Annotated in this window: 20 protein-coding genes; 19 read left to right on the top strand and 1 reads right to left on the bottom strand. The window is 65.7% G+C overall.

Annotated elements, in window-relative coordinates; translation table 11 throughout:
• Positions 1–2: 2 nt before the first annotated feature.
• Genes argF through NMQ16_RS07765 form a run of 4 tightly spaced genes read left to right on the top strand, consistent with a single transcriptional unit; the run spans position 3 to position 3082 of the window.
• Positions 3–926 carry an ornithine carbamoyltransferase gene (gene argF / locus NMQ16_RS07780; RefSeq protein WP_257079964.1) on the top strand — a complete coding sequence of 308 codons (924 nt, stop codon included), beginning with the start codon at positions 3–5 and terminating at the stop codon, positions 924–926.
• Positions 927–982: 56 nt separating this feature from the next.
• On the top strand, positions 983–2221 hold the full coding sequence (locus NMQ16_RS07775) for an argininosuccinate synthase (protein WP_257079963.1): 1239 nt from the start codon (positions 983–985) through the stop codon (positions 2219–2221).
• A 36-nt stretch (positions 2222–2257) separates the two neighbouring features.
• Positions 2258–2572, top strand: a complete 315-nt coding sequence (locus NMQ16_RS07770; protein ID WP_257079962.1) for a pyrimidine/purine nucleoside phosphorylase — start codon at positions 2258–2260, stop codon at positions 2570–2572.
• Between the two features lie 24 nt (positions 2573–2596).
• Positions 2597–3082, top strand: a complete 486-nt coding sequence (locus NMQ16_RS07765) for a YajQ family cyclic di-GMP-binding protein (protein ID WP_257079961.1) — start codon at positions 2597–2599, stop codon at positions 3080–3082.
• Positions 3083–3118: 36 nt separating this feature from the next.
• Here the strand turns inward: NMQ16_RS07765 and NMQ16_RS07760 are convergent, their stop codons facing one another.
• On the bottom strand, positions 3119–3823 hold the full coding sequence (locus NMQ16_RS07760; RefSeq protein ID WP_257079960.1) for a type 1 glutamine amidotransferase: 705 nt from the start codon (positions 3821–3823) through the stop codon (positions 3119–3121).
• Between NMQ16_RS07760 and NMQ16_RS07755 the strand changes: the two genes are divergently transcribed.
• The 15 genes from NMQ16_RS07755 to pelG all read left to right on the top strand — a co-directional run bounded on the left by NMQ16_RS07755 (position 3813) and on the right by pelG (position 24231).
• On the top strand, positions 3813–4469 hold the full coding sequence (locus NMQ16_RS07755) for a TIGR02281 family clan AA aspartic protease (protein ID WP_257079959.1): 657 nt from the start codon (positions 3813–3815) through the stop codon (positions 4467–4469). The two genes, NMQ16_RS07760 and NMQ16_RS07755, sit on opposite strands and share 11 nt — an antisense overlap.
• Positions 4469–5083 carry a CoA pyrophosphatase gene (locus NMQ16_RS07750; protein ID WP_257079958.1) on the top strand — a complete coding sequence of 205 codons (615 nt, stop codon included), beginning with the start codon at positions 4469–4471 and terminating at the stop codon, positions 5081–5083. The genes NMQ16_RS07755 and NMQ16_RS07750 overlap by 1 nt, the downstream gene beginning before the upstream one ends.
• Positions 5084–5182: 99 nt before the next feature.
• Positions 5183–6109, top strand: coding sequence for a CobD/CbiB family protein (locus NMQ16_RS07745; protein ID WP_257079957.1), 927 nt, complete (start codon positions 5183–5185; stop codon positions 6107–6109).
• Positions 6110–6152: 43 nt separating this feature from the next.
• Entirely contained in the window at positions 6153–7340 is a 1188-nt protein-coding gene (gene bktB, locus NMQ16_RS07740; RefSeq protein WP_257079956.1) for a beta-ketothiolase BktB, read from the top strand.
• Positions 7341–7562: 222 nt separating this feature from the next.
• Positions 7563–8984 (top strand): circularly permuted type 2 ATP-grasp protein, encoded by a 1422-nt coding sequence (locus NMQ16_RS07735; protein ID WP_257079955.1) that lies wholly within the window; start codon positions 7563–7565, stop codon positions 8982–8984.
• A 1-nt stretch (position 8985) separates the two neighbouring features.
• Positions 8986–9936: an alpha-E domain-containing protein gene (locus NMQ16_RS07730; RefSeq protein WP_069039803.1), complete on the top strand. Its 951-nt coding sequence runs from the start codon at positions 8986–8988 to the stop codon at positions 9934–9936.
• A 74-nt stretch (positions 9937–10010) separates the two neighbouring features.
• Complete coding sequence (locus tag NMQ16_RS07725; RefSeq protein WP_257079954.1) at positions 10011–10823, top strand: transglutaminase family protein; 813 nt, start codon at positions 10011–10013, stop codon at positions 10821–10823.
• A 99-nt stretch (positions 10824–10922) separates the two neighbouring features.
• The gene (locus NMQ16_RS07720) at positions 10923–11654 is read left to right on the top strand and encodes a proteasome-type protease (protein WP_257079953.1); all 732 of its coding nucleotides are present in this window, start codon (positions 10923–10925) and stop codon (positions 11652–11654) included.
• Positions 11655–11939: 285 nt separating this feature from the next.
• Positions 11940–14681 (top strand): bifunctional glycoside hydrolase 114/ polysaccharide deacetylase family protein, encoded by a 2742-nt coding sequence (locus NMQ16_RS07715; RefSeq protein WP_257079952.1) that lies wholly within the window; start codon positions 11940–11942, stop codon positions 14679–14681.
• Positions 14644–18357: a tetratricopeptide repeat protein gene (locus NMQ16_RS07710; protein WP_257079951.1), complete on the top strand. Its 3714-nt coding sequence runs from the start codon at positions 14644–14646 to the stop codon at positions 18355–18357. Before NMQ16_RS07715 ends, NMQ16_RS07710 begins: the two co-directional genes overlap by 38 nt.
• Before the next feature lie 31 nt (positions 18358–18388).
• The gene (locus NMQ16_RS07705; RefSeq protein ID WP_069039808.1) at positions 18389–18916 is read left to right on the top strand and encodes a penicillin-binding protein activator LpoB; all 528 of its coding nucleotides are present in this window, start codon (positions 18389–18391) and stop codon (positions 18914–18916) included.
• Positions 18917–20308 carry a PelD GGDEF domain-containing protein gene (locus tag NMQ16_RS07700; protein ID WP_257079950.1) on the top strand — a complete coding sequence of 464 codons (1392 nt, stop codon included), beginning with the start codon at positions 18917–18919 and terminating at the stop codon, positions 20306–20308.
• Positions 20298–21299 carry a hypothetical protein gene (locus NMQ16_RS07695; protein WP_257079949.1) on the top strand — a complete coding sequence of 334 codons (1002 nt, stop codon included), beginning with the start codon at positions 20298–20300 and terminating at the stop codon, positions 21297–21299. The genes NMQ16_RS07700 and NMQ16_RS07695 overlap by 11 nt, the downstream gene beginning before the upstream one ends.
• On the top strand, positions 21296–22861 hold the full coding sequence (gene pelF / locus NMQ16_RS07690; protein WP_257079948.1) for a GT4 family glycosyltransferase PelF: 1566 nt from the start codon (positions 21296–21298) through the stop codon (positions 22859–22861). Before NMQ16_RS07695 ends, pelF begins: the two co-directional genes overlap by 4 nt.
• Entirely contained in the window at positions 22861–24231 is a 1371-nt protein-coding gene (gene pelG, locus NMQ16_RS07685) for an exopolysaccharide Pel transporter PelG (RefSeq protein WP_257079947.1), read from the top strand. The genes pelF and pelG overlap by 1 nt, the downstream gene beginning before the upstream one ends.
• The last annotated feature ends 28 nt before the right edge of the window (positions 24232–24259 follow it).

Raw genomic sequence — 24259 nt, 5'->3', positions numbered from 1 at the left:
CGATGACTCGACCCAGACACTTTCTGCAACTCACCGATCTGTCGCGCGAAGAACTGGACTACGTGTTCGCGCGCACGCGCTGGATCAAGGACAAGTTCAAGCGCTACGAACAGTACTGGCCGCTGCAGGACCGCACGCTGGTGATGATTTTCGAGAAGCAGAGCACGCGCACGCGGCTGTCGTTCGAAGCCGGCATGCACCAGATGGGTGGCAGTGCCATCTACCTGAATACGCGTGATTCGCAGCTTGGACGCGGCGAGCCGGTGGAAGACGCGGCGCAGGTCATTTCGCGCATGTGCGACGTGGTCATGATCCGCACCTTCGAACAGACCATCATCGAGCGTTTTGCGGCCAACTCTCGGGTGCCGGTCATAAACGGTCTGACCAACGAATACCACCCGTGTCAGGTGCTGGCCGACATCTACACCTGGATCGAGCACCGTGGCGAGCTATCGGGCCGCACGGTGGCGTGGATCGGTGACTCGAACAATATGTGCCACACCTGGATGCAGGCGGCCGAGCTGTTCGACTTCAAGCTCAATATTTCGACGCCGCCCGGCTACGAGGTGGAACCCGAGCGCGCCGGCGTCGGTACCGATCATCACGAGTGTTTCGCCGACCCGATGGACGCCGCGCGCGGCGCCGATCTGGTCACCACCGATGTATGGACCTCGATGGGCTGGGAAGCGGAGAACGAGGCGCGCGCCGCGGCGTTCGCCGACTGGCAGGTCGACGCCGACATGATGAAGGCCGCGAAGCCGGATTCGCTGTTCATGCACTGCCTGCCGGCACATCGCGGAGAAGAGGTCAGTGCAGACGTGATCGACGGCCCGCATTCGGTGGTGTGGGAAGAAGCCGAAAACCGCCTGCACGCCCAGAAGGCGCTGATGGAATTCCTGCTGCTGGGCCGCGTGTCCGGCAGCTGAATCAACGAATCAACGGATCAACTGAAAGCGAAAGACGAAATACGATGAGTGGCACGATGAGTAGCGGCGACATCAAGAAAGTGGTCCTGGCCTATTCGGGCGGCCTGGACACCTCGGTCATCCTGAAGTGGCTGCAGGATGTGTACCAGTGCGAAATCGTGACCTTCACCGCCGATCTCGGCCAGGGTGAAGAGCTCGAACCGGCGCGCGCCAAGGCGATCAAGCTGGGCATCAAGCCGGAGAACATCTACATCGACGACCTGCGCGAGGAGTTCGTGCGCGACTTCGTGTTTCCGATGTTCCGTGCCAACACGATCTACGAAGGCGAATACCTGCTCGGTACCTCGATTGCGCGTCCGCTGATCGCCAAGCGCCTGATCGACATCGCCCGCGAAACAGGCGCCACCGCCATTTCGCACGGCGCGACCGGCAAGGGCAACGACCAGGTTCGTTTCGAGCTGGGGGCCTACGCCTTGATGCCGAATGTGAAGGTGATCGCGCCGTGGCGCGAGTGGGATCTGCTTTCGCGCGAAAAGCTGCTCGCCTACGCCGAAACGCACGGCATACCGATCGAAATGAAGCACAAGCAGGGTGGCTCGCCGTATTCGATGGACGCCAATCTGCTGCACATCAGCTACGAAGGCCGTCATCTCGAAGATCCGTCCGCCGAGGCCGAAGAGTCGATGTGGCGCTGGACGGTGTCGCCGGAAGCGGCGCCGGACGCGGCCGAATACCTCGATCTCGAATTCGAGCGCGGCGATCTGGTCAGCATCAACGGCACGCGCATGAAGGCGCACGAGCTTCTGGCCTCGCTGAACCAGATCGGTGGCAAGCACGGCATCGGCCGCCTCGACCTGGTCGAGAACCGCTACGTCGGCATGAAATCGCGCGGCTGCTACGAAACACCGGGCGGCACCATCCTGCTGCGCGCCCACCGCGCCATCGAGTCGATCACGCTGGACCGCGAAGTGGCCCATCTGAAGGACGACCTGATGCCGCGCTACGCCAGCATCATCTACACCGGCTACTGGTGGAGCCCGGAGCGCCGCGCGCTGCAGGCGCTGATCGACCATACGCAGCAATCGGTCAATGGCTGGGTGCGGCTGAAGCTTTACAAGGGCAATGTCGTCGTCGTCGCGCGCGATTCGAAGACCGATTCGCTGTTCGATCCGACCATCGCCACCTTCGAGGACGACGCCGGTGCGTACGACCAGAAGGATGCGGCCGGTTTCATCAAGCTGAACGCGCTGCGCATGCGCATTGCCGCCAACGCAGCGATCAAGCGCGGCAAGTAAGTCTCCAGTCGCAAACCCACTTACAGGAACGCAAGCATGTCCCAGTTCGACAACGTCAATGTCGTCAAGAAGGCCAATGTGTATTTCGACGGCAAGTGCGTCAGCCACAGCATCCAGTTCGCCGACGGCACGAAGAAGTCGGTCGGCGTCATCCTGCCGGCCACGCTCACCTTCAACACCGGCGCACCGGAAATCATGGAAGGTGTGGCGGGCAGCTGCCGTGTGCGCCTGAAGGGTGAAACGGCGTGGAAGACCTACGGCGCGGGCGAGTCCTATGATGTACCCGGCAACTCGTCATTCGACATCGAGGTCACCGGCGAGCCCTATCACTACGTCTGCCACTTCGGTTGAGCGGACACTTCCGGGAACCGACGCATGCCTTCCTTCGATATCAGTTCCGAAATAGACATGGTCGAACTGCGCAATGCGGTCGATCAGGCGAACAAGGAAATTGCCAACCGCTTCGACTTCAAGGGGTCGGATGCGCGCGTCGAGCAGGGCGACAAGCTGCTGACGCTGTACGCGGATGATGACTTCAAGCTCGACCAGGTCTACGACGTGCTGCTCACCAAGTTCGCCAAGCGCAACATCGACGTGCGTTCGATCGAGCGTGGCGACGCGCAGAAGATCAGCGGCAACAAGTCGAAGCAGGAACTGAAGCTCAAGGTGGGCATCGAGAGCGAATCGGCCAAGAAGATCGTGCGCGTCCTCAAGGACAGCAAGCTCAAGGTACAGGGCAGCATCCAGGGCGAAGAGGTGCGCGTGACCGGCGCCAAGCGCGACGTGCTGCAGGACGCGATCGCGCTGCTGCGCAAGCAGGTGACCGACATCCCGCTGCAGTTCGGCAATTTCCGCGACTGAGCGGCGCGCGGCCGCGTCGTCAGCCGGCGGCGCGGCTCAGTCCTTCAGACCTTCGCTCCACTTCGCATAGGCGGTTTCCGCCACCGCGTGCAGCGCCGCCACGCGCGCCTCGATGTCCTGCTGCATGCCGTCGGCCGATTGCACCGTCGGCTGAGCCGAAGCCTCGCGGATTTCCTTCTGCCCGCCGACACACCACTCGCGGATCATCGCTTCGGTCATTTCGATGTGGCATTGCATCGCCAGATGCTTGCCGATCGCCCAGGCCTGATGGGTGCAGGCATCCGACGCCAGCAGATGGGTGGCACCTTCGGGCAGCGTAAAGGTTTCACCGTGCCAGTGAAACGACAGGAAACCCGCCCGGTCGCCGAACCACTCGCGCGCAGCAGGACCTTTGAGCGTCACGTCGCGCCAGCCGATCTCCTTGACCGGATTGGCGCCCACCGTGCCACCGAGCGCTTTCGACATCAGCTGTCCGCCCAGACAGTGACCGATGACCGGTATGTCGGCATCCACCGCGCGGCGGATCAGCGCAAGCACCTCAGGTATCCAGGGCAGCGGGTCGTTAACACTCATCGGGCCGCCCATGAAACACAGGCCGGCAAACGCGGTCGGATCGTGCGGAACGACATCTCCACGGTCGATGGCGACCACCTTGATGTCGCGACCTATGCCTTTCATGTATGTTGCTATATGTCCTGGCCCCTCGGTCAGGCTGTGACGGAAAACTGCAATGGGCTTCATCAATAGACCTCCTGCGTACATTCTAGCGATGCTTCTGTCGCTGGCGGTCTGTTCCGCACAGGCAGTCGACCTGTCGCTGGCCGGTGTGTTCGGCGGCAAGGCGGTGCTGGTGGTCGATGGCGGTGCGCCGCGCACGCTGTCCGTCGGTGCCCGTTCGCCGGAAGGCATCCGGCTGTTATCGGTCGACCGCGACAGCGCATGGGTTGAAGTCGAGGGCCGGCGCGTGCAACTGCGCATCGGCGAAAATGTCGCCTCGTCGCGCAGCAGCGATGCGGGGGCGGTCGCCATCCACCTGAACGCCGATTCGCAGGGACATTTCCTGTCGGATGGTGCGATCAACGGCACACCGGTGCGCTTCCTGCTCGATACCGGTGCCACGGTCATTGCGCTCGGGCGCAGCGACGCGCTGCGCGCCAATATCCGCACCGCGTCGGCGCCGGTCATGGTGGTGCAGACCGCCAATGGCGTGGTGCGCGCCTGGCGGGTCAAGCTGGCCAGCGTCAAACTGGGCGGCGTGACGCTGAGCAATGTCGACGCGGCGGTGATGGAGACCGACATGCCGCACGTGCTGCTTGGCATGAGCTTTCTGAACCGCATGGACATGCAGCGCACGGGCCAGATCATGACGCTGAAGCAGCGCTTCTGATGGACACGCCCGTGCTGTCGTCCGCCGGTTTCGACCCGCATGGTTTGCGCAGTCGCCTGCGCGCGCTGCAGCCGTGCCCGATCGACGAGCGCTTCGCCGGCTTCACGCCCGCCGCCGTGCTGGTGCCGGTGGTCATCGGCGGTGCCGAGCCGACATTGCTGCTGACCCGGCGCAGCGCCCATCTTTATGATCACCCGGGACAGATCGCCTTCCCGGGGGGGCGGGTCGACCCGGGTGATGTGTCGCCCGAAGCCACCGCGCTGCGCGAGGCGCAGGAAGAAATCGGTCTGGCGGCCGGACAGGTCGAACTGATCGGCCGCCTGCCCGACTACTTCATCACGGCGAGCGGATTTCGAGTGACGCCGGTGGTCGGCCTTCTGCATGCACCGCTTGTGCTGCGGCTCGATCCTTTCGAGGTCGCCGAAGCCTTCGAAACACCGCTGTCCTTCCTGATCGATCCGTCGAACCGCACGCGCGGCCGCATCGAGCACGAAGGCGTGATGCGTGAGTACTGGGCCATGCCCTGGCAGGGCTACGACATCTGGGGTGCGACTGCCGGGATGATCGTCAGTTTCGCCGAGCACCTGCTCGCCGAACCGCCACTGCGGCGGTGACAACGGGCTGTGTTGACATCTGGCCGCGGACGCCCGCCCGGCGCCGGATTCCGCGGTGTGCTATCGTCCGCAGGCTGGCACGGCAACTGACGCTTCTTCATGACCTGGCTGTCCCTCTTCGTCGCACTCCTGATCGAGCAATACAAACCGCTGTCCTACGAACGCGTAGTGGCGGGGCCGCTTGCCCGCTACGCCTTCTGGTTCGAACAGCGGCTCAATGCCGGTGAAGCGCGGCACGGCGTGATCGCCTGGGTGCTCGCGGTCGGCCTGCCGGTGTTCGCGGTGTGGTGTCTGTACCTCGTGCTGGTGTGGATCAACCCCTTGCTCGGCTGGGCGCTCAACGTGCTGGTGCTTTACGTCACCATGGGTTTCCGCCAGTTCAGCCATCATTTCGAGGCGATTGCAGACGCACTGCGCGCCGACGATCCGGACACGGCGCGACGCGAGCTGTCGGACTGGCTGCAGCGCAATACCGATCGCCTGAAGACCGAGGAAATCGCCCGGCTGTCCATCGAGCAGGGCATCCTCGCGGCGCACCGGCACGTGCTTGCGCCGCTTGCGCTGTTCGCCCTGCTGCCCGGGCCGACCGGACCGCTGCTGTATCGGCTTACGGAACGCCTGTCGTGGTCGTGGGCGCGGCGGGAAAACATCGAATTCGGTGCATTCGGCCGCTTTGCGCGTCGCATGTACGAATGGCTGGACTGGGTACCCGTGCGCATGACCGCCGCCACGTTCGCCATCGTCGGCGATTTCGAGGATGCGGTGCATTGCTGGCGTACGCAGGCGGCAAGGTGGCCCGAACAGGCGGCCGGCATCCTGCTGGCCAGTGGGGCCGGCGCACTGGGCGTCAAGCTCGGTGCGCCGCTGTTCGAGCTTGGGGAGGTGGCTGACCGGCCCGAACTGGGCATGGGCAATGACGCCGATGTTGATCTGATGCAAAGCGCGATTGGGCTGGTCTGGCGCACACTGGTGTTTTGTCTGATCCTGCTTGGCTTGCTGACACTGGCCGGCTATATCGGAAACTGATTCGAAACGTGTTCGGAAACTGATTTCAAGGGAGGTTGTGGCGATGGCTGACAAGAGAGAAGTGGTGATCGTGGGTGCAGCGCGTACGCCGATCGGTGCCTACGGCGGTTCGCTGAAGGATTTCACGGCATGTGATCTGGGCGCGCATGTCGTCAAGGCCGCCTTCGCGCGCGCCGGTGTCGATGCCAAGGAAGCGCAGCATCTGGTGTTCGGCAACGTGATCCACACCGAAGCGCGTGACATGTATGTGTCGCGTGTCGTCGCACTCAATGCCGGCATGGCCCAGGAATCCTGCGCAATGGGCGTGAACCGCCTGTGCGGTTCCGGCTTCCAGGCCATCGTGTCGGCCGCCAATGCCATCCAGCTCGGCGATGCCGAATGTGCAGTCGGCGGTGGCGTCGAAACCATGAGCCGCGGTGGCTACCTGATGCCGGCTGCGCGCTGGGGCGCCCGCATGAACGACACCAAGATGATCGACATGATGGTCGGCGCACTGACCGATCCGTTCGAAACGACACACATGGGCATCACGGCCGAGAACATCGCCAGCCAGTTCGGTTTCGGTCGTGAAGATCAGGACGCTTTCGCCGTCGAGTCGCACCGCCGCGCGGCTGCCGCAACCGATGCCGGCCATTTCAAGTCGCAGATCGCGCCGCTTGAAGTGCAGACCAAGAAGGGTACGACGGTCATCGACACCGACGAACATTTCCGTCGTGACGCCACGATCGAAGGCATGGCAAAGCTGCGCCCGGTGTTCAAGAAGGACGGCTCGGTGACGGCCGGCAACGCCTCGGGCATCAACGATGGCGCAGCCGCCATCGTCATGATGGAAGCGGGTGCCGCGGCGCGCGCCGGTGCGAAGCCGCTGGCCCGCCTGGTGTCCTATGCGGTCGCCGGCGTAGCGCCCAGCATCATGGGCACGGGCCCGATTCCCGCCGTCAAGCTGGCGCTCGCGCGTGCCGGCCTGAAGGCGTCCGATCTCGACGTGATCGAATCGAATGAGGCGTTTGCGGTGCAGGCGATGTGCGTGACGCGCGAACTCGGTCTTGATCCGGCCAAGGTGAACGTCAACGGCGGTGCAGTGGGCCTCGGCCATCCGGTCGGTGCCACCGGCGCCGTCCTGACCGTCAAGTGTCTGTACGAACTGCAGCGCACGGGCGGCCGCTACGGCCTGATCACGATGTGCATCGGCGGCGGGCAGGGCATTGCCGGCATCATCGAACGCATCTGAGCGCGTGCCGCTTCAACACTCCGGAACGCCCCGCACCTTGCGGGGCGTTTTGTTTTGCGGCTCTGCACCAGTTGAATCCGGTTGCCGCACCGTTGTGGTGCAAAAACCCATTCGAGGCAGGGGTTTTCGAGTATCGACGCGGCTTTGGGGCATGGCACATTTCTCGCTGTGCTCCGGATGAAGTCAGCACACGCGACACATCACCACCGAGACAACACGATCATGGCAAATCCGTCGTCGATCTATGACGAAATGAACAGTGCCGAAGGCACGGTGCGCAGTCACTACGCCGGATACCAGAAGTGGCTTGCGGAAACGCCCCCCGAGCGCATTGCCCAGAAGCGTGCCGAAGCCGACCTCGTCTTTCACCGCGTCGGCATCACCTTCGCCGTCTATGGCGAAGAATCCGGCAAGGAACGCCTGATCCCGTTCGACATCGTGCCGCGCATCATTCCGGCGCAGGAGTGGAAGCAGCTCGCGGCCGGTCTGCGCCAGCGGGTCAAGGCGCTGAACATGTTCCTGAATGACGTCTACCACGACCAGGAAATCATCAAGGCCGGTCACGTGCCGGCCGAACAGATCCTGTCGAACAGCCAGTACCGCCCGGAAATGCAGGGCGTCGATGTGCCCGGCGGCATCTATGCGCACATCGCCGGGGTCGACGTCGTGCGTGCCGGTGCCGGCGAGTTCTACGTGCTGGAAGACAATCTGCGCGTGCCCTCCGGCGTGTCCTACATGCTGGAAGACCGGCGCATGATGATGCGGCTGTTCCCGGAGTTGTTCTCGCGCTACCGCGTGGCGCCGGTCGAACACTATCCGGACATGCTGCTGACCAATCTGCGCGCTGTGGCGCCGGCCGGGGTCATCGATCCCACGGTCGTCGTACTCACGCCGGGGGCCTACAACTCGGCCTACTTCGAACACGCCTTCCTCGCCCAGCAGATGGGCGTCGAACTGGTCGAGGGGCAGGACCTGTTCGTGCGCGACGAGCACCTGTACATGCGCACCACGCAGGGTCCGCAGCGGGTGGATGTGATCTACCGCCGCATCGACGACGACTTCCTCGATCCACTCGCCTTCCGGCCCGATTCCATGCTTGGCGTGCCGGGGCTGCTGCAGGTCTATCGCGACGGACATGTCACGCTGGCCAATGCGATCGGTACCGGCGTGGCCGACGACAAGTCGATCTATCCCTATGTGCCGGACATGATCCGTTTCTACCTCGGCGAAGAACCGCTGCTGAACAATGTACCGACCTTCATGTGCCGCAAGCCGGACGATCTGGCTTACGTGCTGTCCCACCTGGACGAACTGGTCGTCAAGGAGACGCATGGCGCAGGCGGCTACGGCATGCTCATCGGCCCGCGTGCCACGAAGGAGGAGATCGAACGCTTCCGGCAGCTCATCATCGACACGCCGGATCGCTACATCGCCCAGCCCACGCTCGCGCTGTCCGCGTGCCCGACCTTCGTCGATGCCGGCATCGCGCCGCGCCACATCGACCTGCGTCCGTTCGTGCTGTCGGGCAAGGACATCAACATGGTTCCGGGCGGCCTGACCCGCGTGGCACTGCGGGAAGGTTCGCTGGTGGTGAATTCGTCGCAGGGCGGCGGCACCAAGGACACCTGGATACTGGAGGTCTGACATGCTGAGCCGCACCGCAGATCACCTCTACTGGATGGCGCGCTACATCGAGCGCGCCGAAAACGTCGCCCGCATGCTGGACGTGAATTACCGCATGTCGATGGTGCCGCAGGCCGAAGGCGGCATCGACGCCGGCTGGGGGGCGACACTGTCGATCACCGGTCTGGAAGACGCTTTCCGCGCCAAGCACAGTGCAGCCACGATGGAATCGGTGCTCGAATTCATGGTGTTCGACGGCACGAATTCGTCGTCGATCATGAGTTGCCTGCGCATGGCGCGCGAAAACGCCCACGCGGTGCGCGGCACCATCACGTCGGAAATGTGGGAAACCACCAACGACACCTGGCTCAAGATGCGCGACTACCCGCGCTGGAAGCTCGCCGGCAGCGAAATCGGTGAATTCTTCGAGTGGGTCAAGTTCCGCTCGCACCTGTCGCGCGGCGTCACGCTGGGCACCATGCTGCGCGACGAGGCGTTTCACTTCATTCGCCTCGGTACCTTCCTCGAACGGGCCGACGCGACCGCGCGCTTCATCGACGTGAAGTACCACATGCTGGTCGACGGTGCCGCACCGCCCGATACCGCAGCCGATTATTACCAGTGGAGCGCGCTGTTGCGCTCGGTGTCGGCATTCGAGGTGTATCGCAAGGTCTACCGCGACCTGATCACGCCGGTCAAGGTCGCCGAACTGCTGATCCTGAACGACCAGATGCCGCGCTCGTTGCGCACCAGCATGGTCGAAGTGTTCGAAAACCTGAATGCGCTGTCGAACTACCGTTCGAGCGAAACCGAAAGACGTGCCGGCGAATTGCAGGCCAGCCTGAAGTTCGGCCGCATCGAGGACGTGTTCGCGCGTGGCCTGCACGAATACCTCACGCAATTCATCGTACGTGTCATCGATCTGGGCAACCGGGTGTCCGAAGACTTCCTGGTGCCCATGTCGTCGAATTGAGTCCCCCCGGGGGGACAAGTCGCCCTGGGGGCGGCCCGGCGACGACTTGACTGCCGAAATCAGAGGAGACGATCATGCTGCTCGACATCCGCCACGAAACCACGCTGCGCTACACGCGGCCGGTGCAGTACAGCATCCAGCAACTGCGACTGACGCCGCGCGAGGATTCGACCCAGCGGGCACTGGCCTGGAAGGTTCAGGCGCCGGGCAACGCGCGCCGCTCGATCGATGCGCATGGCAATGTCGGTCACCTGCTGACGCTTGACCGCCCGCACAGCGAGCTGTCCATTCTGGTCAGCGGGACGGTTCGCATGACCGACGATGCGGCGTGGATGCCGCGCGATGCGGGTACGCTGTCGCCGCTGTCCTATCTGGCGACCAGCCGCCTGACGGAAAGCGACGAGCAGGCGCATGCGATGGCGGCCACCCATCTTCGCGCGCGGCGCGACACCGTGGGCGAACTGCTCGATCTGAGCGGCGCGGTATGCGGCGCTGTCCGTCATCAGCCCGAATGCGTGCCGCCGGCCGGTGCCGCCAGTGCATTCGAAGCCGGGCGCGGCTGCGGCGCCGACATCGCGCATGCCTTCATCGCCTGCTGTCGTGCCGCCGGCCTGCCGGCCCGTTTCGTCAGCGGCTATCTGGTCGATGCCGCCGGGGAATGGGCTGCGCCGCATACCTGGGTCGATGTCTGGCTGGCCAGCGGCCCGGCTGCCGGTGGCGAAGCCGGCTGGGTCAGCGTCGATGTGCTCGAACGGTCGCTGGCCGGGCAGGGCTACTGCCGGCTGGCTGTCGGCCGCGATCATCTGGACGCCTGCCCGGTGCGTCTGAGCGACACGGCTGACCATGCCGTGATGACGGTGACGCGGGTGTCCGTGCACCGCCACTGAACGGGCGGGCTCGCCCGGCTGTCGCTTTTCGGGCCGCACTGCGCACAGCCCCGCCGACACGGATAACATTCCTCTTCCACACCTGCCGGAAATTCTGCCATGACTTACTGCGTGGGCATGCTGCTCGACGCCGGGCTGGTCTGCCTGTCCGATTCACGCACCAATGCGGGGGTCGATCACATCAATACCTTCCGCAAGATGAATGTGTTCGAGCGGACGGGCGAACGCGTGCTCGTGCTGATGAGCGCAGGCAATCTCGCGGTCACGCAGACGCTGGTGAGCCTGTTGCGCGAGCGCCTGACCACCGACGGCCCCAACCTGCATACCGTGGCGAACCTTTTCGAAGCGGCCCGCCATGTCGGCGACTGCCTGCGCGAGGTGTATGCGCGCGACGCCGATGCCCTGCAGGAGTTCGGCATCGAATTCAACGCATCCTTCATCCTCGGCGGTCAGATCCTGGGTGAGGTGCCGCGGCTGTTCCAGATCTACTCGGCCGGCAATTTCATCGAGGCGACACGCGATACGCCATACTTCCAGATCGGCGAGGCCAAGTACGGCAAGCCCATCATCGACCGCGTCATCCGCCCGGAAACCCTGCTCGACGATGCGGCCAAGTGCGCGCTGATATCGATGGATTCGACCATACGGTCCAACCTGTCGGTCGGACTGCCGCTCGACCTCCTGGTATTGCGCCGCGACGGGCTCAAGGTGTGCTCCAGCCTGCGCATCGACGCCGACAACGCCTACTTCGAAATGATCCGCAGCCGCTGGGGCGAAAGCCTGCGCGAGGCCTTCCACGCACTGCCCTCGCCGGACTGGATACCGGGCTGATATCGCTCGGGGCCCGGTGCGCTGCGTGGCGGCGCGCGTTGCGCCGCACAGGACCGTTGTCCTTTCTGGCGTTTCCGCCGCCCCGCCCGCAAAGCTAAAGGTTCCCGCAAGGCCGTCGTTAATCCGGGTTCCAACCACGAACCTGTCCGGAGCATGTCCGCTCGAGCCGACTGGCATTGCGCACGCGCAACCGACGCGTGCGCCACGCCGCGTACCCTGATGCCCCGGGGGTTGCGAGGTGTTCTGTGCGTCCTGCTGTGTCTCGTCGCTTCATGCTTCGCTTGCGTGACGCCAGCGCGCGCGGCTGACCTCCCTTCGATCGCGTTGCACTACGGCAAGCAGGCGCCGCTGGCCTCCCTGAAGGCGTTCGACATCGCGGTGGTCGAACCCGACCACGGTTTCGATCCGGTCGCCTACCGTGCCGGCAAGGCTGAAGGTGCCGGCAGCGAACTGTTCGCCTATGTCAGCGTCGGCGAAGTGCATCCGTCGCGCGGCTACGCCTCGCGCATCCCGGCGCCGTGGCGCATCGGCAGCAATACCGACTGGCAATCCATCGTGATCGATCAGGCGCAGCCGGACTGGCCGGCCTTCTTCGCCGAGCAGGTCATTGCACCGCTGTGGACGCGCGGCTACCGCGGCTTCTTTCTCGACACGCTCGATTCCTACCACCTGGTGAAGAACGCTGACGTTGCGGCGCAGCAGGCCGGCCTGGTGGCGGTGATCCGCCTGATGCGCACACGCTTTCCGGGCATCCGCCTCATCATGAACCGCGGCTTCGAACTGCTGCCCGCGCTGCGCGGCGAGGTGTTCGCCGTGGCGGCCGAATCGCTCTATCGCGGCTGGGACGCGAAGAAGAAACGCTATGTCGAGGTGTCGCAGGCGGATCGCGACTGGCTGCTGGGCCAATTGCTCGCGGCACGCGACCAGCATGGTGCCACGGTGCTGGCGATCGACTATGTGGCGCCGACCGACCGCGCGCTGGCGCGGGCGACCGCCCAACGCATCCTGTCGCACGGCATCGTGCCCTATGTCACCGATGCCGCGCTCGAAACAACCGGCGTCGGCCTGATCGAAGTGCTGCCGCGCAAGGTGATGTTCCTCTACAACGCCCGTGAATCGACCCGCATCAATGCGTCGAATGCACACCGCTACGCCGAAATGCCGGTCAATCACATGGGCTATGTGGCGGAGTATGTAGACGTCAACGGCCCCCTTCCGGAAGCGGTTTCCGCCGGCGACTACGCCGGCGTCGTCGCCTGGTTCGACGGCTACGTTCCGCCGGATCGCACCGGCGCGCTGTCGAACTGGCTGGCTGCGCGCATCGCCGACGGCACGCGGGTTGCGGTATTCGGCAGTTTCGGGTTCCAGCCCGCGGGCAGCTTCGTGCGTGCCGCCGGGCTCGACGACGCGGCGCCGCCGAAAGGTGCGTTGAAGGTCGTCAGTGCCGATGCGCTGATCGGCTACGAGTCGCCGGCGCTTCCCGAGCGACGCGGTGTCGAGCCGATCCGGGTGTCGGCGCCCGGTGCACGGACGCTGCTGCGCCTGTCGGACGCCAACGGTACGCACTACGATGCGGCCGCCCTCACCGGGTGGGGCGGCTACGTGCTGAATCCTTTCGTGGTGCGCGTGCTCCCGGGCGAGGACGAACAGTCGCGCTGGATCGTCGAACCCTTTGCCTTCATCCGTCAGGCGCTGGCGCTGCCTGCGCTGCCGGTCGCCGACACCACGACGGCAGCCGGACGCCGCATGTTCTTCGCCCACATCGATGGCGACGGTTTTCCTTCGCGCGCCGAAATGCCGGGCCGTCGTCTGGCGGCGGAAGTGCTGCTCGACGATGTGCTCAAGCGCTACGTCGTGCCGCACGCGATGTCGGTCATCGAGGTTGAAACCAGCCCGCAGGGTGCGTACCCGAAAGAGTCGCCGCTGATGGAAGATGTGGCGCGTCGCATGTTCGCGCTGCCGCACGTCGAAATCGCGTCGCACAGCTATACGCACCCGTTCTTCTGGGACAGCGTGGAACGCGGCGAGGTGCGCGAGTCGCTGCAAGGTTACTCGCTGGCGCCCAAGGGCTATGTGCCGAGCCTGCAGCGCGAGATTCTGGGTTCGCGCGACTACATCCGCAGTCGTCTGGCACCGCCCGGCAAACCGGTCGGGCTGATGTTGTGGACCGGCGATGCGTCGCCCACCGAAGCTGCGCTGGACATCGTCGACGCCGCCGGCATGCTGCAGATGAATGGCGGCTACACGGTGGCCACCCGCAACTACGCCAGTCTGGCCGCGGTGTCCGCGCTGGGATCGTGGCAGGGGCGGCGCTTCCACGTGCATGCGCCGATCATGAACGAGAACGTCTACACGAACTTGTGGACCGGCCCGTTCTACGGCTTCGGGCGCGTCATCGAAACCTTCGACTACACGGGCTCACCGCGCCGTCTGAAGCCGATCAACATCTACTACCACACGTATTCGGCCAGCAAGCGGGCGGCGCTCGACGCGCTGCACAAGGTGTATCGCCATGCGCTGGCGCAGGACGTCCACCCGGTGTTTCCGAGCGAGTACGTGCGCATCGCGATGAACTTCAACGACCTCGTGCTGGCGCGCTCACTGGACGGACAGCGCTACCTGGTGCGCAATGCGCCGCACCTGCGAACGCTGCGCCTGCCGGTTGAACTGGGTTATCCGGATATCGCCGCAGCGTCCGGCGTGGCGGGCTTCAACGCCGGACCGGAAGGCCGCTATCTGCATCTGGCCGCCGATCAGGCGAGCTTCGGCCTGCTGCCCACGGCGCCGGCGGCGCCCGCGCTGTCCAGCAGCAACGGCCGCATCGCCGCGATGACGCGCGATGCAGATCGGCTGGTGCTGGACCTGCGAGCCCACGTGCCGCTCGAATTCGCGCTCGCGAACATCGATCGATGCACCGCCAGTGCGGACGGCAAGGCGCTCAAGCCCTACCGTAGCGACGCGGGACTTTCACACTTCAGGCTGACCGCGCATGCTGCGACGATCGAGTTACGCTGCCGCCTCGCTTGAGCGGCCGCGGCTGGTCGCGCCGCATGTGCTGCTGGGCATTGCGCTGCTGGTGGCGCTGCTGCTGGTCGTGCTCTATCCGTATCGCGAACTGGTGCAATACACGCTGAACGCGACCCGTGGCGACACGCTGACCATCGCCTATCTGCGCAATCTGCTGCGCACCGATCCCGACAATCCCGAACTGCGCCTGGCGCTGGTGCGACAGGCGTTGGCGCGGCGCGACTACGACGATGCGCGCCGCGCGCTGGCGCCGCTGCTGTCCGGCACGCCAGCCGGTGCCGCGGGCACCGAGGCGCGCTGGGTCGAATGGACGGTGTTCGAAAGCGAGCTGCTGGCCAGCCAGCCAGGTTCTGCGCGGCGCGCCGAACTCGAAGCGGCCCTGCCCGAAAAGTTGCGCCGCACCGTGCTGATCGATGGCCTGACCGACCAGAACCGCATGGCACTGGTCGAACGTGCGCTTTCCTGGGGCCAGGCGGTGCTGGCGCTGGAACTGCTGTCGGGCTTCACGCGCGAAGGTGTGCGGCCTGACCCGCGCATCTATCGCGAGGCGGCGAAGGAACTGCTCGGCCACGGCGAGTACCAGAGCGCCGCGAAAATCCTGCTGCTGCTGCGTGCCGCCGAACCGGATGCCGCAACGCGTCGTCAGCTTTATCTGCAGGCCATCCGCACCCTGCAGTCGGGCAACCTGCTGGCGCTGGCGCTCGAAACGGCCGAACGCGAACTGGGTGAATTGTCGGGCGACACCGAAGTGCTGTACTACCTGGTCACGCTGGCGCGCGCCGCCAACCGTCCCGACGCGGCGGCGCGCTTCGCGCGCGCCATGCTGAAGCTGTCGCTGCAGCAGCAATGGCGGCGCACGCTGCTGGCGCAGTCCGGCTTCGATGCGCGGCCCTGGCGGGTGGCGACGAAAGGCGTGCCCGATCTGCCGTTCGATGACCGCATCTACACGCTCGGATTCGAGGCCTTTCTGGGCAACCGCCAGCTCGACGACGCGCAGCGCGTCGCCGCATCGGCGGTGCGCCAGGCGCCCGACAGCTTGATCTGGCGGGAGCGTCTGGCCACGTCGTCGGAGTGGGCCGGCAAACCGCAGGAAGGTCTCGACCAGTGGCTGGTCATCGCCCGGCGCACCGGCCGCGAAGACGCGTGGGACGCGGTGCTGCGGCTGGCCCCCGGCCTGCTCGACGACGAAGCCCTGCTGGCTGGCCTGCGTCACCGCATCGCACGGCAGCCCGGCGACAGCCGCCTGCTGACCGCCATCATCGCCACCTATGAACGGCTCGGCAGACCGCGCGAGGGCATCGAATTCCTGCAGGGCCTGGGCGGGGCGAACCCGCCGCAGACGGTGCTGGTGGCGCTGGCCGATCTGGCCGAGCGCGCCGCCGACATCGAGCTCGCACTGGCCACGCTGGCGCGCATCGACGCCAGCGCCACGCCGGATGTGCGTCGCACGTCGCGCCGGGCGGCGCTGCTGATTTCGCGTAACCGCTTCGATGAAGCGATGGCGGCGCTCGAAGCGGTCCGCCCGGCGGCCAGCGATGCCGATCGCGATTACTGGCGGCTCTATGCATCGCTGGCCCAGCTGCTGCAGGACGACGACCGCGCGCGCGACGCGCTGGCACGCATCACGCGCTTCGACGATGCCGAGGTGTCCGAACTGCAGGATCTGGTCGAACTGCTGCTGGATGTCGCACCGCTGCAGGCGGCGCGCGAAGCCGAGCGCGGCTGGCGCCTCCATGGCGATCGCGTCTGGCTGATGCGTACGCTGGATCTTTATGTGTTCACGGGTCGGCCGCAGGACATCGGCCGCATCATCGGCGAGCTGTCGGACGCCCAGCGGCGCGATGCCGAACAGCTTCCGCTGTTCCTGCAGATCCGCGCGCGCTGGCATCAGGCCGCCGGCCGCAAGGCGCAGGCGCTGGACGACTTCAGCGCCGCGCTGGCCATCGATCCGGGCTCGGTCGAGGTGCGCTCCGCGCTGCTGTGGCTGTTCATCGACGGCAACGACACGCTGGCGCTGCGCGAACTGCTGGCGCGCCACGAACAGTCATGGTCGCGCGAACCCTTGCTGCATGACGCGCTGGCGGCGTCCTGGCAGGCGCTGTCGCGCCCGCAGACTGCGCTCGAACGCTATCTGCTGCCGCGCGTCGGCGCGCAGCGCGGCGACTTCCTGTGGATGATGAATGTCGCCGATGCGCTGGAACAGAATCAGGAAACCGAGCGCGCCTGGCGGCTGCGCGAGCAGCTGTGGCGCGCCGAGCGGCCGAAGCTGCGGGTGCTCGCCGCCGACGACATCGCGCAGCTGCAGCGGCTGGCGCGTGTGCGCCTCGCACGCGCACAACAGCCGGGCGACGCATCGCATGCGCTGCTGCGCGAGGTGCTGCGGCTCGATCGCGCGCCCGACGGCGAATGGCTGCCGGCGGCGAAGGAACTGGCGCTGTCCTGGTTCATCGATCACGGCGAATACGAAGCGGTGCGCGGCTTTCTGTGGCACCAGTACGGTCGCGCGCTGAACCGCCCACTGTGGGCCGACATCACGGCCGCACTCGGTCAAGGCGATGTCGCAGCGGTCGGCGCGCTGCTTGAGCAGTGGGACGAACGCCTGCCGCGCTACGACCGCGTCAACAGTGCGCGAATGGTCGGCGATGTGCGGCGTGCCCAGACGGCCGCCTTCGAAACGATGGACGCACAGCGCGACGACGCGCCGCTGCACCTGCAGCTGAGCGATGCGCTGCTCGACTACTCGGACCGCTTCGACCTCGACATCGCCCAGCGCGAACTGGCCGGCATCGACGAGCGCCAGCAGTCCGCCACACTCGACATCGGTGTCGCGCCCGACCTGCGGTTCAGCGTCGAGTTCGGCTCGATCACGCGCGGTCGCGGCGACAACGTCGACTACTCCGCGGTACCCGACGAACGCGAATACCTGCTCGGCCGGCTGGCCTGGGCGCACGGCGATGGCGTGACCCGCATCACCGTCGGCCAGCGCGACGGCTTCGAAACGATTCATCCGTTCGCCATCGAGCGCGAACAGCGCATCGACCGGCGCTTGTCCGGATCGCTGGGCATCGGCCTGAACATGCCGGCCACCGAAAACCTCGGCCTGCGCGTCGCCGGCATGCGCGATCAGGTCGAACTGCGCGGCACCTATCGCGTGTCGCGCTACGACCGCATCGGTCTGCAGCTGTCGCGCTACCGCTATCAGGCGCAGAACGATCTCGACATCGGCCGCGGCCGGCTATGGCAGGCGGAATATGTGCACTCGATCCGTACCGAATTGCCCGACCTCGAAGTCAGCGCCTATGTGGCGGGCTACCGCTTCAATCCGTCCGACATTGATCTCGCCGATGCGCGTGCCGTAGACATCAAGAACCGGCTGTTCTTCGCCAGCGCGTCCGACGCCACCGCGCTGCGGCCGCAAAGCTTCAACCTGCACGGTGTGCGACTGACCCACAACGTGCGGCTGGCGCGCGACTACACGAAGGCGCTGCGGCCCTTCGGCTCGGTCGGCGTGCTCAACAACAGCGTGTCGGGTGCCGGTTACGACGTGGCGCTCGGCCTGGCCGGCAGCGTGCTCGGCACCGATCATTTTTCGCTGTCCTGGCGACAGAACAAGGGCGGTGGCGGGCTGTTCGCTCGCACCACCGAATTTGCGCTTCATTACCGGCTGTTCTTCTGATGGCCGCCTTTCTAGAACAGGGAGATACACCATGACCCGCCTGATCCACCGCACTCTGGGCCTGCTGGCCGTCGTCACGCTGCTTGGCGGTTGCGCCGTCATCGACCACTCGCCGCCCTCGGGCGCCGACAAGAACGCCGCCTGGGTGGTGCTGCCGTTCGCCAACGCGACCGAAACGCCATTCGCCGGCCAGCGCGCCGAAAGCGTCACCGAAGGCCTGCTGCGTTCGCTCGGCGTGGCCAACCTGAAGCGCTACCCGGTCAGCCTGCAGAACGACAACCTGTTCGAATCCGGCAAACCGAAGGACGCCGACAAGGCGATGGACTGGGCGAAGGAGCAGGGCGCGCGCTATGCGGTCACCGGCACTGTCGACGAGTGGCGCTACAAGGTCGGCGTCGATGGCGAACCGGCGGTGGGCGTGGCGCTGCAGATCGTCGAGATCGACGGCGGCAAGGTCGTGTGGAGCGGCGTCGGCGGCAAGAGCGGCTGGAGCCGCGAATCGCTGTCCGGCGTGGCGCAGGAACTGATCAAGTCGCTCCTCGTGCCGGCCCTGAAGTAAATGAATCCGCGCGCGCCCGGCGAGAAGCCGGTCATCCGCCGCGTCGATGAGCCGCTGCTCAGGCGCATCATCGATCGCTTCACGCCGACCGGTTCCGGCGCCGGCGCATCGGCGCTGACCGAAACCCTGGTGCTGCCGGTGCTGGCACTGGCACTGGCGTTCTGGCTGAATCCGCTCGATCCCTTCTTCCTGCGCTCGCAGTTCGCGTGGGTGTGGCTGGGTCCGGTGCTGGTGGCGCTGCGCTACGGACCGATTCCGGGTCTGGTCGGCAGCGCCATCGTGTTCGGCGCCTGGTTCGTGTTCGGCGAGCTGGGCGTGGCGCTGGGCGAACTGCCCAAACTGTATTTCCTCGGCTGGCTGATCACGGTGATGATCAGCGGCGAGTTTTCGTCGCTGTGGCGCGGCCGCGTGCGGCGCGCCGAAAGCGTGCAGGCCTATCTCGAACAGCGGCTCGAATATCTGACGCACCAGCACTATCTGCTGCGCCTGTCGCATGACCGGCTGGAGCAGGACCTCATTTCGCGCCCGGTGTCGATGCGCGATGCGCTGGTCAGTCTGCGCGGTCTGGCATCGGCGCCGGCGGCCGCGGGGACTTCGCTGCCCGGTGCCGCCGAACTGCTGCGGCTGGTGTCCCAGTATTGCCAGATCGAACGAGCCGCCCTGCTGCAGATCGATCAGGACGGCCATGCGGTCGGCGCCGCGCCGGTTCATCTGGGTGCGCAGTTCGACATCGACATGGCGGATCCGCTGGTCGGCTATGCCTGCGAACGGCGCCGCCTTGCCCACATCGCGCTCGACGAGGAACGCGCGCTCAGCGGCTCGCGCTACCTGGTCGTGGCGCCGCTGACCGACATGAACGGCGACATGCGCGCGCTGCTGGTGGTCGACGGCATGCCGTTCTTCGCGCTGCATGACGAAACGCTGCAGATGCTCAACCTGCTGCTCGGCTACTACGCCGACGGCCTGTCGGCGAGCGAACTGGCGGCACCGATCCGCACGGTACACCCCGACTGCCCGCCCGACTTCGCCTTCGAACTGGCGCGCATGTGGCGCGTGCGGGTCGAATCCGGGGTGGCCAGCGCGCTGGTCACGCTCGATTTTCCGGCCGCTGCGCCGGAAGACGATCTGGCGCTGCAGATCAGCCGCATCCAGCGCTCGCTTGATGTGGTCTGGCTGGTGCGCAGCGACACCGGTTCGCAATTGATCACGCTGATGCCACTTGCCGGCAGTGCGGCGGTCGAAGGCTATCTCGCGCGCATCGACGCCTGGCTGGCGCAGCACCGCAGCGGCGGGCTGGATGCGAGCGGCATCGGCAGCCGCATCCACCTGATCGATACGGTCGAACCGCTGACGCTGCTGGATCGACTGCTGAAGGGTCGTCATGGGCGCTAGCAAACTCGGCCTGATGGCCCTGCTGACCGAGCTCGGCGCCCTGCAGGCGCTGCTTCTGGTCGAGCATGCCGATCAGGCATTGCTGGCCTATCTGGCGATACACGCGCCCGCCAGCGGTCTGCTTGCGCTGGCCGTCTATCTGCTGATCCCGGCGCGGCAGTCGAAGCCGCGCGCCAGCGTGCTGGCGCTGCTGTTCAGCTGCATCTTCTTCGTGCCGCTGCTCGGCTTCGTCGGCGTCATCATCGGTGCGCTGCTGCGCCACCTGCTGCCCCGCCTGCGTGCGCCGCAGCGTTTCACCGCGGTGCGTCTGCCCGAACTCGACACGCACGAAAGCAGCGAAAAGTCGTCCGCCGGATTCCGTCAGGCCGGCGTGCGCCAGTTCCTGAAGAACGAGCGTGCGCCGGTGCCGCAGCGCCTGCGTGCGATGGTGGCGCTGTCGCATGCGCCGTCGCGCATCGGCTCGCCGGTGCTGCGCGAACTGCTGGGCGATGCCGAAGACGATCTGCGCCTGCTCGCCTACGGTCTGCTCGACGGACGCGAGAAGCAGCTCAACGCCTCCATTCACGAGGCGCGCAAGCGCCTCGCGGCCAGCCGCGATGTCGCGGAACGCAGCACGGTCGCGCATCAACTCGCCGCGCTGTACTGGGAACTCATCTATCAGGGGCTGGTGCAGGGCGATCTGCTGGACTACGCGGTCGGCGAAGCGCTGCGCCATACCGAAACCGCGCTGCAAGGGCTGACCGACGATCCGGCGCTGCACTTGCAGCACGGTCGCCTGCTGCAGCAGCTGCAACGCTTCGACGAAGCCGACGCCGCCTACCGGCGCGCGCGAGAACTGGGCCTGCCGGCGTCGCGCGTGGTGCCCTATCTGGCCGAACTGGCGTTCGCCCGGCGCGATTACGCGCGGGTGAAAACCCTGCTGGCGAGCATGCAGGACTGGGAGGGCCTTTCGCGCCTGCAGCCGGTACTGCGATTCTGGGGGCACGCATGACAGAGCCGATCAAACCGGCAGGCGTCGATGTGGCGCTGCTGCTCGAAGGCACGTTTCCGTACGTGTCGGGTGGCGTGTCGAGCTGGGTTAACCAGATCATCCGCGCCTTCCCCGACCTCACGTTCGCCGTGGTGTTCATCGGCAGCCGGCGCAGCGATTACGGCGACATGCGCTACACGCTGCCGGACAACGTGAAGCACATCGAAACCCACTACCTGCACGACGACCTGGGCAGCGCCAGCGCACACGACCGCAAGACCGGCATGGCAGGCGACGCCGAAGGCTTCGCCCGCATGGCGGCCCTGCACGACACCTTCCGCAGCGGTGGTGACGCGCTCGACCTGTTCGGTGCGGCGTGCCGTGAAATCAGTCCGGGCGGCCGGGTCAGCCTCGACGACTTCCTGCGCAGCGAGGCTTCGTGGGACATCGTGACCGACCGCTACCGCAAGTACTGCAGCGACCCCAGCTTCGTCGACTACTTCTGGACCGTGCGCATCATGCACCAGCCACTGTGGCAGCTCGCGCGCGTCGCGCACGGGCTGATTCCGGCCAAGGTCTATCACAGCGTGTCGACCGGATACGCCGGCTTCCTCGGCGCCATGCTGGCGCAATCGACCGGCCGGCCGCTGGTGCTGTCGGAGCACGGCATCTACACCAAGGAACGCAAGATCGACCTGTACCAGAACGAGTGGATACGGGACAACCGCAACGTGTTCCAGAAGGACGCGTCCGAACTGAGCTATTTCCGCCAGCTGTGGATACGCTTCTTCGAATGGCTGGGCCGGCTGACCTATGGCGCGGCCGACCCCATCATCGCGCTGTATGAAATCAACCGTCTGCGCCAGGTTGCCGACGGGGCCGACGCCCCGCGCACGCGCAACATTCCGAATGGCGTGGCGATCCACAAGCTGGCACCGCTGCGCGACAAGCGGCCCGAAAAGGTGCCGCCGGTGCTGTGCCTGATCGGCCGCGTGGTGCCGATCAAGGACATCAAGACCTTCATCCGGGCGATGCGTCGCGTCGTGAATCGCATGCCCGAGGCGCAGGGCTGGATCGCCGGCCCGGCCGAAGAAGATCCGGCCTATGCCGAAGAGTGCCGCAACCTGGTCGACAGTCTGGGCCTGAACGACAACGTGCGCTTTCTCGGCATGCAGAAGATCGACGAACTGATGCCGAAGATCGGTCTGGTCGTGCTGTCGTCGATTTCCGAGGCGCTGCCGCTGGTGCTGCTGGAAGGGTATGCGGCGGGCGTGCCTGCGGTGTCGACCGATGTCGGGTCGTGCCGCCAGTTGATGTACGGACTGGGCGACGAAGACGAGGCGCTGGGCGCGGCTGGCCGCGTGGTCGGCATCGCCGATCCGCAGGCGCTGGCCGATGCGGCGCTCGAACTGCTCGGCGATCCGGTCGCCTGGGCCTCCGCGCAACAGGCCGGCATCGCGCGCGTCGAACGCTACTACAGCGACACGCAGATGTTCGACCGCTACCGCGAGGTCTACACCCAGGCGTTGGCGCGCGAAGGTCGCACCGCCGGTGGCTGCCCGTTCGGGCATGGAGCGCGCTGATGGCCGGCATCGGTTTCGAACTGCGCAAACTGCTGAAGAAGGACAGCCTGCTCGGGCTGGCGCAGGCCTACAGCTACGCCGGCGTGATCGGCTCCGGACCATGGGTGCTGTCCATCGTCGGCATCCTGATGGTCGGTCTGCTGTCACGTGCCGTCGTGGTGCCGGAATTCCTGGTCACGCAGTTCCAGGTGTCGGTGACCTATCTGATCGCCACCTCGCTCATCCTGACCGGCATCGTGCAGCTGGCGTTCACCCGTTTCGTGTCGGACCGTCTGTTCGAGAAGCGCGACGACATCATCATGTCGAACTTCAATGGCCTGCTGCTGTGGGTGATCGCGCTGGCCGGCATCATCGGGCTGGTGCTGGCATTCACGCTGTTTTCCGGCCTGTCGGTCGCCTACCGGCTGCTGATGCTGTCGGGCTTCGTTCTGCTGTGCGGCATCTGGGTCGCCACGATCTTCCTGTCCGGGCTCAAGATGTACCGCGCCATCCTGCTGCTGTACGCACTGGGTTACGCGATCACCGTCACCGCTGCGCTGCTGGCCCGGCCGTGGGGGCTGGAAGGCCTGCTCGGCGGCTTCGTGCTCGGCCATTTCGTATTGCTCGTCGGCATGTGGATCATGACGTCGTGGCACTACCGCTCGGTGGTCACCATCTCGTACGAATTCGCCGACCGCAGTACGCGCTATCCGACGCTGATGGCGATCGGCCTGCTGTACAACCTCGGCGTGTGGGCCGACAAGTTCATGTTCTGGAGCTGGCCGGAAACGTCCGACGCCATCATCGGGCCCCTGCGCGCCTCGGTCATCTACGATCTGCCGGTGTTCATGGCCTACCTGTCGATCATCCCCGGCATGGCGGTGTTCCTGGTGCGCATCGAAACCGATTTCGTCGAGTACTACGATCGCTTCTTCGATGCGGTGCGCGCCGGCGGCTCGCTCGAATACATCGAGGACATGCGCGACGAAATGGTCTATTCGATCCGTCAGGGCCTGGCCGAAATCGGCAAGATCCAGACGCTGGCCATGCTGGCGGCCATCGTGGCCGGCCCGGCGGTATTTGCGTTGCTGGAGATTTCCGAGCTCTACCTGCCGCTGCTGTACATCCAGACGCTGGCGGCCAGCCTGCAGGTGGGCCTGCTGGCACTGCTGAATGTGTTCTTCTACCTGGACCAGCGCCGGCTCATTCTCGGCCTGTGCGCCTTCTTCTGCGTGTCGAACATCTTGTTCACCGCGCTGTTCTTCAAGCTGGGCGCCAGCTTCTACGGCTACGGCTATGCGTTGTCGGTGCTGCTGACGCTGCTGTTCGGCCTGTATGCGCTCGACCGCAAGCTCGGTCGGCTGGAATACGAAACCTTCATGCTGCAGTGATCAAGGGACCGGACATCGGGCCTGAGCA

Origin of the sequence: Methyloversatilis sp. XJ19-49 (assembly GCF_024580145.1) — a bacterium.
Classification (GTDB): Bacteria; Pseudomonadota; Gammaproteobacteria; order Burkholderiales; family Rhodocyclaceae; genus Methyloversatilis.
Note: the sequence above shows the minus strand (reverse complement) of the source record. Positions and strands in the feature narration are given on the sequence as shown.